General features: G+C 68.8%; 14 protein-coding genes and 1 tRNA gene. 12 read left to right on the top strand and 3 right to left on the bottom strand.

The annotated features are described in order from the left end of the window. The first annotated feature begins 1 nt into the window (after nt 1). Nucleotides 2–415, top strand: a complete 414-nt coding sequence (gene ndk, locus H9651_RS02655) for a nucleoside-diphosphate kinase (protein WP_191717572.1) — start codon at nt 2–4, stop codon at nt 413–415. A 47-nt stretch (nt 416–462) separates the two neighbouring features. On the opposite strand, the gene H9651_RS02650 is transcribed toward ndk, so the two are convergent. Beyond that, on the bottom strand, nt 463–1,038 hold the full coding sequence (locus H9651_RS02650) for a vitamin K epoxide reductase family protein (RefSeq protein ID WP_191717571.1): 576 nt from the start codon (nt 1,036–1,038) through the stop codon (nt 463–465). Nucleotides 1,039–1,328: 290 nt separating this feature from the next. Here H9651_RS02650 and H9651_RS02645 point away from each other — a divergent pair, with 290 nt between their 5' ends. After that, nucleotides 1,329–3,731 carry an Rne/Rng family ribonuclease gene (locus H9651_RS02645; RefSeq protein WP_191717570.1) on the top strand — a complete coding sequence of 801 codons (2,403 nt, stop codon included), beginning with the start codon at nt 1,329–1,331 and terminating at the stop codon, nt 3,729–3,731. Nucleotides 3,732–3,738: 7 nt separating this feature from the next. Here the strand turns inward: H9651_RS02645 and H9651_RS02640 are convergent, their stop codons facing one another. Continuing rightward, nucleotides 3,739–4,005 carry a DUF4031 domain-containing protein gene (locus H9651_RS02640; protein ID WP_191717569.1) on the bottom strand — a complete coding sequence of 89 codons (267 nt, stop codon included), beginning with the start codon at nt 4,003–4,005 and terminating at the stop codon, nt 3,739–3,741. 222 nt (nt 4,006–4,227) lie between these two features. Here H9651_RS02640 and rplU point away from each other — a divergent pair, with 222 nt between their 5' ends. From rplU to H9651_RS02590, 10 genes are all read left to right on the top strand, one after another. Continuing rightward, complete coding sequence (gene rplU, locus H9651_RS02635; protein WP_191717568.1) at nt 4,228–4,536, top strand: 50S ribosomal protein L21; 309 nt, start codon at nt 4,228–4,230, stop codon at nt 4,534–4,536. A gap of 18 nt (nt 4,537–4,554) precedes the next feature. Continuing rightward, nucleotides 4,555–4,812 carry a 50S ribosomal protein L27 gene (gene rpmA, locus H9651_RS02630; protein ID WP_191717567.1) on the top strand — a complete coding sequence of 86 codons (258 nt, stop codon included), beginning with the start codon at nt 4,555–4,557 and terminating at the stop codon, nt 4,810–4,812. An 83-nt stretch (nt 4,813–4,895) separates the two neighbouring features. Then, the gene (obgE, locus tag H9651_RS02625; protein WP_191717566.1) at nt 4,896–6,410 is read left to right on the top strand and encodes a GTPase ObgE; all 1,515 of its coding nucleotides are present in this window, start codon (nt 4,896–4,898) and stop codon (nt 6,408–6,410) included. Beyond that, nucleotides 6,407–7,243: a glutamate 5-kinase gene (proB, locus tag H9651_RS02620; protein ID WP_191717565.1), complete on the top strand. Its 837-nt coding sequence runs from the start codon at nt 6,407–6,409 to the stop codon at nt 7,241–7,243. Before obgE ends, proB begins: the two co-directional genes overlap by 4 nt. Nucleotides 7,244–7,252: 9 nt before the next feature. After that, nucleotides 7,253–8,521, top strand: a complete 1,269-nt coding sequence (locus H9651_RS02615; RefSeq protein WP_191717564.1) for a glutamate-5-semialdehyde dehydrogenase — start codon at nt 7,253–7,255, stop codon at nt 8,519–8,521. Between the two features lie 49 nt (nt 8,522–8,570). Then, nucleotides 8,571–8,795, top strand: a complete 225-nt coding sequence (locus H9651_RS02610; RefSeq protein WP_191717563.1) for a hypothetical protein — start codon at nt 8,571–8,573, stop codon at nt 8,793–8,795. Between the two features lie 9 nt (nt 8,796–8,804). After that, nucleotides 8,805–9,401, top strand: a complete 597-nt coding sequence (gene nadD, locus H9651_RS02605) for a nicotinate-nucleotide adenylyltransferase (RefSeq protein ID WP_191717562.1) — start codon at nt 8,805–8,807, stop codon at nt 9,399–9,401. Then, nucleotides 9,398–10,435, top strand: a complete 1,038-nt coding sequence (locus tag H9651_RS02600; protein WP_191717561.1) for a hypothetical protein — start codon at nt 9,398–9,400, stop codon at nt 10,433–10,435. Before nadD ends, H9651_RS02600 begins: the two co-directional genes overlap by 4 nt. Next, nucleotides 10,432–10,809, top strand: coding sequence for a ribosome silencing factor (gene rsfS / locus H9651_RS02595; RefSeq protein WP_191717560.1), 378 nt, complete (start codon nt 10,432–10,434; stop codon nt 10,807–10,809). The genes H9651_RS02600 and rsfS overlap by 4 nt, the downstream gene beginning before the upstream one ends. A gap of 150 nt (nt 10,810–10,959) precedes the next feature. After that, nucleotides 10,960–11,035, top strand: a tRNA-Ala gene (locus H9651_RS02590). A 190-nt stretch (nt 11,036–11,225) separates the two neighbouring features. Here H9651_RS02590 and H9651_RS02585 read toward each other — a convergent pair. Then, nucleotides 11,226–11,879, bottom strand: a complete 654-nt coding sequence (locus H9651_RS02585; protein ID WP_191717559.1) for a TetR family transcriptional regulator — start codon at nt 11,877–11,879, stop codon at nt 11,226–11,228. Nucleotides 11,880–12,025 lie beyond the last annotated feature (146 nt).

Raw genomic sequence — 12,025 nt, 5'->3', positions numbered from 1 at the left:
CATGCCCACCGAAGAAACCCTCGTCCTGGTCAAGCCTGACGGCGTCGCGCGGGGGCTGACCGGCACGATCCTCGCCCGCATCGAGGCGAAGGGCTACTCGCTCGTCGACCTGCGCCTGGTCGAGCCCGACCGCGAGCGGCTCGAGCAGCACTACGCCGAGCACGCCGGCAAGCCGTTCTACGAGCCGCTGGTGGAATTCATGATGTCGGGCCCGTCCGTGGCGATCCGCCTCGCGGGCAACCGTGTGATCGAGGGCTTCCGCTCGCTCGCCGGCACGACCGACCCCACCACCGCCGCTCCCGGCACGATCCGCGGCGACTTCGGCCGCGACTGGGGCGTCGCCGTGCAGCAGAACCTGGTGCACGGCTCGGACAGCCCCGAGTCCGCCGCGCGCGAGCTGGCCATCTGGTTCTGACTCCCCGCGCCGAGTGAGCATTCGCCACGCCGAATGCTCACTCGGCGTCAGAGCTGGGCCAGCCAGTTCAGGTTCAGCTGGGCGATGACAGCGATCACGACGTATGTCACGATCGCCGCCAGCGGGACCCACACGGCCAGGCGGTGGGCCCAGCGGACGCCGGAGACACGCAGCGTCTGCACCGTCACGGCGTAGAACGTCGGGATCGTGACCGCCCAGGTCACCATGCACCACGGGCACAGGGTCCCGAGCGCGAAGACGCTCTGCCCGATGAGCCACAGCACGAAGCCGAACGCGAAGACGGTGCCGGCCCAGAAGCACCACCAGAACCAGCGCGCGAACCGTGCCCCCGCCAGAATCGCCAGCCCGACGACGACGGGCGCGGCCCACCCGGTCAACCCGAGGATCGGGTTGGGAAACCCGAAGACACTGCCCTGAGCGGACTCCAGGTTCGCTGTGCACTGCACCAGCAGGCTGAAGTCGCACGCCGCCGTCGCATCGGGCTCGGCCAGCAGATGCAAGCGCTCCATCGTGAGCGAGAAGGCCGCCCACCAGCCGATGACACCGGCGATCACGAGCCAGACGGCGAGGATGGTGGGGCGTTCGGAACGGCTTTCGGGCATGCCCGGATTATGCCATTGCGACCGCGCGATCCCTTGACGCAGCAACCTCCCACCAAGCCGGAAACACAGAACGCGCCGGAAGTGCGATAATGGTGCCTGATGCACCCGCGGCCGCGCCGCGACCGCATCGCCGAAGACTTCGGGCGATGAACGCCCAGTGCAGCCCGCCGATGAGCCGGCTGCAGACCCAGTGAGAGTTCGCGAGCCGCACGTCACAGCGAGATGACAGCGGCACCGCACGAGATTTCGCCGGGCGACGCGCGGTGTCGCCCGCAAGGAGTACGCCGGTGATGTCCGATGAGACCCGCACAGATCCCCTTTCCGAAGACGGCGCGCTGACGCCCGAGCAGCTCGACATCGCAGCGCCGGACCAGACGGCGGATGCCGCCGTCGCGGCCCCCGGCGACACGACTGAGACGCCGGATGCGGCGGCGCAGTCCGAGCCTGCCCCCGAGGCGGAGCCTGCACCTGAGCCGGCGCCTGCCGCCGAGCCCGAGGCGAGCCCCGGCGAAGCACAGGCCGGCACGGATGCCGCGGCATCCGAGGACGCGCCCGAGCACCAGAGGACCGGCCCCGTCACGGCGGTGAGCCTGGGGCTGCTGCCCGAGAACTTCGTGTCGGCCGTGTCGACGCAGCTTCATTTCTACGCACCGCCCGTGCTGCCGGCACCCGAGCGCAGCGGCCGCGCGCCGCACGACGACGTGGACGACCGCGATCGTGACCGCAGTGACCGCGCCGACCGCGAGCGCAACGATCGCACCGACCGGGACCAGCCCGGCAGCTCCACTGCCCGCCGCCGGGGTCGCCGTCGCGGCGGTGACGACATCGACGACGCCCCCGCGGCCGCTGCTCCGCGACAGCGCGCCGTGGAACTCATCACCGAGCCGCAGCGCATCAAGGGGTCCACCCGCCTCGAGGCCAAGAAGCAGCGTCGTCGCGACGGCCGTGAGGCCGGGCGCCGCCGCACCGTCGTGACCGAAGCCGAGTTCCTCGCCCGTCGCGAGTCGGTGGACCGTGAGATGATCGTGCGTTCCAAGAACGGCCGCGTGCAGATCGCCGTGCTCGAGGACAACGTGCTCGTCGAGCACTACGTCGCCCGCAGCCAGGATGCGTCACTCATCGGCAACGTGTACCTCGGTCGCGTGCAGAACGTGCTTCCCAGCATGGAAGCAGCCTTCGTCGACATTGGGCGCGGCCGCAACGCCGTGCTGTACTCGGGTGAGGTCGACTGGGATGCCGTCGAGACAGGCAACCAGCCGCGTCGCATCGAGCTCGCGCTGAAGTCGGGTGACCGCGTGCTCGTCCAGGTCACCAAAGACCCCATCGGACACAAGGGCGCGCGCCTCACGAGCCAGATCTCGCTCCCCGGCCGCTACCTCGTGTACGTGCCCGGCGGTGCCATGAACGGCATCTCGCGCAAGCTCCCCGACACGGAGCGCGCCCGCCTCAAGCGCATCCTCAAGGAGGTGCTGCCCGAGTCCAGCGGTGTCATCGTGCGCACCGCCGCCGAGGGTGCCACCGAGGACCAGCTGACCCGCGACGTGCAGCGCCTCACCAACCAGTGGGAGCACATCAGCAAGCAGGTCGAGACCGTCGGCGCGCCGGCACTGCTGCACTCCGAGCCCGACCTGCTGGTCAAGATCGTCCGCGACGTCTTCAACGAGGACTTCACGCGCATGCTGATCCAGGGTGACGACGCGTACGACACCATCACGAGCTACCTCGCCGGCGTCGCGCCCGACCTGCTCGATCGCGTGCAGCGTTTCGAGGGCGACCACGACCCGTTCGACGAGTTCCGCGTGACGGAGCAGATCGAGAAGGCGCTGGACCGCAAGGTGTGGCTGCCCTCGGGCGGATCGCTCGTCATCGACCGCACCGAGGCGATGACGGTCGTCGACGTCAACACCGGCAAGTTCGTCGGCTCCGGCGGCAACCTCGAGGAGACCGTCACCAAGAACAACCTCGAGGCGGCCGAGGAGATCGTGCGCCAGCTGCGGCTGCGCGACATCGGCGGCATCATCGTGGTCGACTTCATCGACATGGTGCTCGAGTCCAACCGGGACCTGGTGCTGCGGCGGCTGGTCGAATGCCTGAGCCGCGACCGCACGAAGCATCAGGTGGCGGAGGTCACTTCGCTCGGGCTCGTGCAGATGACGCGCAAGAAGCTGGGTCTCGGACTCCTCGAGACCTTCAGCGAGGCGTGCGACGTCTGCGCCGGTCGCGGTGTAGTCGTGCACCACGATCCCGTGGTGAAGCATCGCGGCAACGGGGGCAACTCGGGCAACGGCGGCAACGGCGGCAACCAGAACGCGCGCCGCCCGCGCCAGGCACCGCCTGCGCCCGCTCCCGCCGGCGGCACCCATGTGATCACCGAAGGCGTCAAGTCGGCTCTCGCGCAGATCGCCGCATCGACCATCCACCCGGCCCAGGGCGAGGCCCCGGCCGAGGCAGAGGCGACGCCCGACGTGTCCATCGTGCTGCCCCCGGCTCCCGAGCGCTCCGAGCGCCCGAAGAAGGCGCGCAAGAAGCGCACCGAGCCGGCAGCCCCGAAGACCGAGAAGGACCTGCTGCTGGATTCGGTCCTGCAGGCCCTTCCCGAGCCGAAGGCGCCGGGCCAGGGCCGGGGACGCCGCCGTGTCTCCACCGCGGCACTCACGGGCACCCCGGTGCCTCACGTGACCGAAGGGAACTGACCCGCTCTCAGCGTCGGTCGCGTGCGCGCACGCGCAACCCCGACGCGATGAGCCTGCGCACCAACTCGTGGCCGTCGACGTGAACAGCGCCGGCGGCCACGAGGCGTGTGTGCACGGCTTCGGGGACGTCGTAATGATCGAGGTCGAAGCCACGACGCGGGATGCCGTTGGCCGCCGCAAACGCGTGAAGTTCCTCCAGCGCGGTGTCACTGACCAGATGCGCCCAGAGCGTGCCGTGGGCCGGCCAGCGCGGATCGTCGATCAGGATCGCCATCCGACTGATCCTAGGCCGTCACGCGACACGCACCCGGGAGCTTTTGTCATGTGGGCCGGCATCGGCTAAACTCAACCCTTGGTGCGACGCGTTTCCCCATCTTCGGGCGGTACGCGCACGCCGGCGGCTCCAGCAGCCGGTGGGGCACCCAGACTTATCTTTCCCAGAGCGAGTCTCGCAAGACAACCGGAGCCTCGCGCTCCCAGACGAAACAGGTGTGAAGTGGTTTACGCAGTTGTGCGCGCCGGTGGCCGCCAGGAGAAGGTCGAGGTCGGCACGATCGTCGTTCTCGACCGTCAGCAGACGAAGGTCGGCGAGACCCTCGAGCTGCCCGCGGTGCTGCTCGTCGACGGCGACGCCGTCACGACCGACGCCGACAAGCTCGCGAAGGTCACCGTGACCGCCGAGGTCCTCGGTGAGCTCCGCGGCCCCAAGATCGTGATTCAGAAGTTCAAGAACAAGACCGGCTACAAGAAGCGCCAGGGGCACCGTCAGGACCTCACGCGCGTCAAGGTCACCGGCATCAAGTAAGCCGAGGGAGACGCAGAGATGGCACATAAAAAGGGCGCAAGCTCCACCCGTAACGGTCGCGACTCCAACGCCCAGCGACTGGGCGTGAAGCGCTTCGGTGGCCAGGAGGTCAACGCCGGCGAGATCATCGTCCGCCAGCGCGGCACCCACTTCCACCCGGGCGCCAACGTCGGCCGTGGCAAGGACGACACCCTGTTCGCCCTCGCGGCGGGTGCGGTCGAGTTCGGCTCGAAGGGCCGCCGCAAGGTGGTCAACATCGTCGCTGCCGCGGAGTGACCGCGGTATCGCACTGAATACTCGGCGAGGGGCGGGCTTCGGCTCGCCCCTCGCTTTTTTCTCCGACAGCTGAGGAGCAGCTCATGGTGACCTTCGTGGATCGAGTGACGTTGCATCTGCGCGCCGGAAAGGGCGGCAACGGCTGCGTGTCGGTGCGCCGCGAGAAGTTCAAGCCTCTCGCCGGTCCCGACGGCGGCAACGGCGGCAACGGTGGCGACATCGTGCTCGTGGCCGACCCGCAGGAGACGACTCTGCTGTCGTACCACCACTCACCGCACCGCACCGCGGGCAACGGCGGTTTCGGCATGGGTGACCACCGCTCCGGCGCCAACGGCGAATCGCTCGAGCTCACGGTGCCGGTCGGCACCGTGGTGAAGGATGCCGACGGGCAGACGCTCGTCGACATGGTCGAGCCCGGCACCCGCGTGGTCGTCGCGCCCGGCGGACAGGGCGGGCTCGGCAACGCCTCGCTCGCGAACCCCAAGCGCAAGGCCCCCGGCTTCGCACTGCTGGGGACCCCCGGCTGGGAAGGCGACATCCAGCTCGAACTCAAGACCGTCGCCGATGTGGCGCTGGTCGGGTTCCCCTCCGCCGGCAAGTCGAGCCTCATCGCCGCCGTCTCCGCCGCGCGCCCCAAGATCGCCGACTACCCGTTCACGACGCTCCACCCGAACCTGGGTGTCGTGCAGGCCGGCGACGTGCGCTTCACCGTCGCCGACGTGCCGGGCCTCATCGAGGGTGCGAGCGAGGGCAAGGGCCTCGGGCTCGAGTTCCTCCGTCACGTCGAGCGCTGCACCGCGCTCGTGCATGTGCTGGACTGCGCGACGCTCGAGCCGGGCCGCGATCCGCTGACCGACCTCGACGTCATCCTCGCCGAACTCGCCGCGTACCCCGTGCCCGAGGGTCAGACGCCGCTGCTCGAGCGCCCGCAGCTGGTCGCACTCAACAAGATCGACGTCCCCGAGGCCAAGGACCTGGCCGATCTCGTGCGTCCCGATCTCGAGGCCCGCGGGTTCCGCGTCTTCGAGATCTCCACGGTCAGCCACGAGGGCCTGCGCCAGCTCACCTTCGCCCTGGGCGAGGTCGTGTCGGCGCACCGCTCACAGCAGGCCGCAGCCCCTGCCCCCGAGCGCATCGTCATCCGCCCGAAGGGATCGCAGAAGGACTTCGAGATCCGCGTCGAGGGCGGCACGTACGGCAACATCTACCGCGTCCTGGGCGACAAGCCGGTGCGCTGGGTGCAGCAGACCGACTTCCAGAACGAAGAGGCCGTGGGCTTCCTCGCCGATCGGCTCGAGAAGCTGGGCGTCGAGACCGAGCTCTACCGTGCCGGCGCAACGGCGGGTTCGACCGTCGTCATCGGCGAGGGTGACGGCGTCGTGTTCGACTGGCACCCGACGATGAGCTCCGCCGCGGAACTCATGACGGCACCCCGCGGCACGGACCCGCGCCTGGACCTGAACCCGCGGCGCACCACGTCGCAGCGGCGCGAGCGGTATCACGACCGCATGGATGCCAAGGCGCAGGCCCGCGCGGACCTCGAGTCCGAACGCATCGCCGAGCGCAGCGCGGAGCGTGACGAGGAGAGCGCTCGGTGATCACGGGCGGTCGCGCCGCGGTGCGCTCGGCCCGGCGCCTGGTCGTCAAGGTCGGGTCTTCCTCGATCAGTGGTGACAACGCCGGCAAGATCGAGGCGATCGTCGAGGCACTCGCGGCGGCTCACGCGCGCGGTGTCGAGGTGGTGCTGGTGTCCTCCGGCGCCATCGCCACGGGCATGCCGTTCCTCGAACTCGACGAGCGCCCGAGTGATCTGGCGACCCAGCAGGCTGCCGCCGCGGTGGGGCAGAACATCCTCATCTACCGCTACCAGCAGGCGCTGCGCGTCTTCCAGGTGGTCGCCGGACAGGTGCTGCTGACCGCGGGCGATCTCGAGAACCCCACCCACCGCTCCAACGCGCGGCGCGCCATGGAGCGGCTGCTCGGCCTGCGGATACTTCCGATCGTCAACGAGAACGACACGGTTGCCACCCACGAGATCCGGTTCGGCGACAACGACCGTCTCGCGGCGCTCGTCGCCCGCCTCATCGGTGCCGATGCGCTGGTGCTGCTCAGCGACATCGAATGCCTCTACACACGTCCGCCGTCGGAGCCAGGGGCGCAGCCCATCTCGCACGTCGCCTTCGACGACGACCTGTCGGGGTACGAGTTCGGGTCGGTCGTCGTCAACAGTGTCGGTACCGGGGGAGCAGCCACCAAGGTCTCCGCTGCCCGTCTCGCGACGGCATCCGGCGTCGGGGTGCTCGTCACCAGCGCGGATCTCGTCGGGGAGGCCCTCTCCGGGGCCGATATCGGCACGTGGTTCGAGCCGAGCCCCGCGGGGGCCACTCCCACGACGGGCGTCATCGAGACGCCGACTGCGGTCCACGGCTAAGCTGACCGGATGACACCCTTGACCGCGACGGCGACCACCGCGCGCGAGCGGATGCAGCGCGCCAAGGACGCCGCGCGCAGCATCGCGCTCCTCAGCGACGCAGACAAGGCCGCCGCACTGCACACCGTCGCCGACGCGATCGATGCCGCTGTCGACGACATCGTCGCGGCCAACGCAGAAGATCTCGAGCGTGGGCGTGCCAACGGCATGTCCGCAGGTCTGCAAGACCGGCTGCGGCTGGATGCCACCCGCATCGCCGGCCTCGCCGCCGCCGTCCGCGACGTCGCCGCGCTGCCCGACCCGGTGGGTCGCGTGCTCGATGAGCGAGAACTGCCCACGGGCGTGCAGCTGCAGAAGGTGTCCGTGCCGTTCGGGGTGGTCGGGGCGATCTACGAAGCGCGACCCAACGTCACCGTCGACATCGCCGCACTGGCCCTGCGCTCGGGCAACGCCGTGGTGCTGCGGGGCGGGAGCGCCGCGGAACGCTCGAATGCGGCTCTGGTCGGCGTGATCCGGGCGGCCCTCGCCGAGCGAGGCATCGACCCCGAGGCGGTGCAGACCGTCGACGACTTCGGCCGCGACGGCGCCCGCGACCTCATGCAGGCTCGGGGCCTTGTCGATGTGCTCGTCCCGCGGGGGAGCGCTCAGCTGATCGAGACCGTCGTCAGCGAGTCACTCGTGCCGGTGATCGAGACCGGGGCCGGTGTCGTCCACATCGTGCTCGATTCCAGCGCCCCGCTGGACTGGGCACGGGACATCGTCGTCAACGCCAAGGTGCAACGTCCCAGCGTCTGCAACGCCGTCGAGACCGTGCTGGTGCTCGCCGACGCGGCGCCACGGCTGGTTCCGCCGGTCGTCGCCGCGTTGCAGGCCGAGGGTGTCACCGTGCACGGCGACGACACCACCCGCATCCTCGCTGACGGCGTCGTCGCCGTCACGGACGACGAGTATGCCGTCGAGCACATGAGCCTCGACCTGTCGATGCGGGTCGTCGAGGACCTCGACGAAGCACTGGCCCACATCCGCCAGTACTCCACGGGTCATACCGAGTCGATCATCACCGACGACGCCGAGCGCGCCGAGCGCTTCTTGGCCGAGGTGGACTCGGCTGTCGTGATGGCCAACGCCTCCACCCGCTTCACCGACGGTGGCGAGTTCGGCTTCGGTGCCGAGGTCGGCATCTCCACCCAGAAACTCCACGCGCGCGGCCCGATGGGTCTGTCGGAGCTGACCAGCACCAAGTGGCTTGCCCGTGGCGCCGGGCAGATCCGCCCCTGACCGCCTAAGCTGGATACCGCGCACCACACGCAACTCGAACGGAGCCCGCATGACTTTCGCCACGATCACCGCTCTCGCCGCGGCAGAGACCGAACACCACGTCGGTCTCTTCGACACCATCGGCTACGGCATCGTCGCACTCGTCGTGTTCCTGGCTCTGGGCCTGGTGACGCTGTCGTACCGCAACGTCGCCAACCGTCACGCCCCGAAAGCAGAGGCCTACGCGCGCACCCACGCCGACGAACTCACGCAGGCGGGGCACGGCCACCACTAGGCCGGCGGTATGAGTTCTCCGCGCGCACCGCGCATTGGAGTGATGGGCGGAACGTTCGATCCGATCCATCACGGTCACCTCGTGGCGGCCAGCGAAGTGGCCCAGTCGCTCGATCTCGACGAAGTCGTGTTCGTGCCGACGGGCCAGCCCTGGCAGAAGCCCGATGTGTCGGCGGCGGAGCACCGGTACCTGATGACGGTGATCGCCACGGCATCCAACCCGCGGTTCACCGTCAGCCGCGTCGACGTCGATCGCGGTGGGCCGACCTACACGACCGACACGCTGCGGGATCTGCGGGCACAGCGACCGGATGCGGAGTTCTTCTTCATCACCGGTGCAGATGCCATCGCGCAGATCTTCACCTGGCGCGATCATGACGAGTTGTGGCGCCTGGCGCACTTCGTCGCCGTGTCACGCCCCGGCCACGTGCTGAACATCGATGATCTCCCACCCGAGGGAGTGAGTCAGTTGGAAGTACCCGCATTGGCGATCTCGTCCACCGACTGCCGGAGCCGCGTACATCGCGGTTACCCGGTGTGGTACCTGGTTCCCGACGGTGTCGTCCAATACATTGCGAAGCATCACCTCTATCGGAGCATGGCATGAGCACACCCGAGCAGCCCACTCCGCCGCTGACGCGCAAGCAAATCCGTGACCTGCGCAACACGGCGGCCAACCCGATCATCACCCCCGAAGGCACCCCGGCAGAGACGCCCGTCGTGGCCGCCCCGCTGCCGCGTCCCGCCGCGCCCGCCGAGGTGCCCCCTGCCCCCGCATCCGACGCGAGCGTCGACCTGGGCGCGCGCCCACTGACCCGCCGTCAGGCCCGTCAGCAGGAGCGCATCCGCACGGCATCGGTTCCTGTCATCACCGCCGATGTCATCGCCGCTCACGCCGCGGATATGGCGGAGCGCAACGAATCACCGTTCGCTGCGCCCACCGACGCGGCGACGGAGGATGAGTCTGCAGATCCCGCCGATGACGCCTCGCGAGCCGAGGACGCCCCCGAGGCTGAGAACGCCCCGGAAGCTGAGGACACCGCAGAGACTGAGGACGCCCCGGAGCCTGAGCCTGACGAGGCTGCCGACGAGCCCGCGGTGGCAGCGGCCGACGAGACCGCCGACGTCGAAGAAGAACGTCCCGTCGTCAACAGTGCGCTGGGTGCCGAACTGCTCGCGGGCGAAGCTGTGTCCGCCGAACTCCCGGCATCGTTCGACCACATCCTGGCCCGCAGCACGGGCAACGGGTCACTCACCGCGTCGAACGCGCTCATCCTGTCGCAGACACCGTCGTCGGGTCCGCTCGTCGGTCCCGTCACGGCCACGGGGGAGGTGCTCATCACGGGCACCTTCGCCCTGCCCGAAGGTCTCGGCTCCAACGGGCACGCGCCCGGTGTGGCCGACGGCAAGGACGTCGACGCGGCACTCATCGATGGTGAGCTGCCGCCGGCATCCTCGCCCACGCCGATCGCGGCCAGCGCCGCGGTCAGCACCTCGAAGGCGGCCGGGGAGATCATCCAGCCGCCCGCACCGGAGAAGGGCGGGCGCCTCATGATGGCCCTGGCCATCACTGCCGGTGTACTCGCACTCACGCTCGTGGGTGTGCTCATTCTTGCTGTCACCACGGGGGTGTTCTCATGACCGCCAGTGCGCAGTCACGTGAAATGGTTCAGATCGCTGCACAGGCAGCCGATGCGACCGGAGGCGACGACATCGTCGCGCTGGATGTCTCGGAGCCGTTGCCGCTGGTCGACGCGTTCTTGATCGTCACCGGCCACGGCGAACGCAACGTCGCCGCGATCGCCGACCGCATCGAGGAGAAGCTCCTCGAAGCGGGACACAAGCGGCTGCGCCGCGAGGGCCGCGACCAGGCGCGGTGGGTGCTGCTGGACTTCGGCGACCTCGTCGCGCATGTCTTCCACGAGGAGGACCGCATGTTCTACGGGCTCGAGCGTCTGTGGAAGGACTGCCCGGTGATCCCGGTGGAGCTTCCCGCCACCACCTCCGCCGACTGACGCTCACTGCAGGCAGAATTCGTTCCCCGTGCGGTCGAGCCGTCGTCGAGCAGGTTCCCCAAGTGCGGACACGCCCGGACATCGCGCAGGATTCGATTCCGCCGCCCGACGTGTTGTAGGCTTAATGAGTTGCCCCGCGGGGCAGCGTAAGGGCCTGTGGCGCAGCTGGTAGCGCACCTGCATGGCATGCAGGGGGTCAGGGGTTCGAGTCCCCTCAGGTCCACCAAAAACCCCCGGTCAAACGGGGGTTTTTCGTTTCTCCGGGGCCAGCCTGAGTTGACTGCTTGACAGGCGGTGTACCGCATACCGCGACTGCCCCCAGTGGCCGACGGTGCATTGCTCGAGGCGCTCGAGTGCAGCCTCGCGCCGACAGACCGCTATCGAGACGGCGCCGCGGACGAGCCCTGCGAGTGGTCTCACGGTGTCGCCTGCGACGAGATCGCGTCAGTCGGCTGTGTTCTGCGGACAAGCCGACTGTCGTGCCGCGCCGATCGGTGACTTGGTGCAAGCCAGTGAGCCTCGGTGAGGGCGCTGGCAGCGGCGACCAGGGTGCGCCGGTGGTCACCGATGCGGTCCTCGCCTAGCGGGTCACTTCCATCCACTCCTCGAAGTCCGATCGGGGTGAAGAACCAGGCCTGTGCCATGCCGTAGAGGATGACAAGCAGGTCGATCGCAGCTGCCCGGTCGCCGAACGCCGGCGCCATTGCCTCGACCTTCTCGGCATAGACGCGAGCATCGTCCGGTCCGAGGTCAGGTCGCTCGAGCTCGCGCCACAGGCTCATCCGTACGCCAGCCGGGTGCGCGCGGTGGTAGTCGAACAACCGCCCGACCCAGCCGGGGAGGTCGTCGACATCGACGGGAACTGCTGTTGCCATCGCTGTCAGCTCCCGGTCGAGCGTGAGGGCGAAGAGATTCTCTTTGCTGGCGAAGTGAGCGTAGATGAGACGGACATTGGATGTGGCGCCCGATGCGATCCGGTCCACACGAGCGCCGGCCAGCCCGCGCTCGGCAAACTCGATCGAAGCGGCTGCCAGGATCCGCTCTCGGGTTGCCTCGGCGTCTCGCTTCATCCTCCCATCATAGTGAAACGTCTGCTTACTTATGCTAGCTTCCCAAGTAAGCGACCACTTACTAGGAGCTGTCAACGTCGCCTGAATTCTGACCCTTTTTCGTCGTTTGAATCTTGACCCCCCTTGGGTTGTTGTTATTGGTTTCC

Origin of the sequence: Microbacterium pullorum, from assembly GCF_014836535.1 — a bacterium.
In the GTDB taxonomy this organism is placed as follows: domain Bacteria; phylum Actinomycetota; class Actinomycetes; order Actinomycetales; family Microbacteriaceae; genus Microbacterium; species Microbacterium pullorum.
This window is presented reverse-complemented; position numbering and strand designations above follow the sequence as displayed.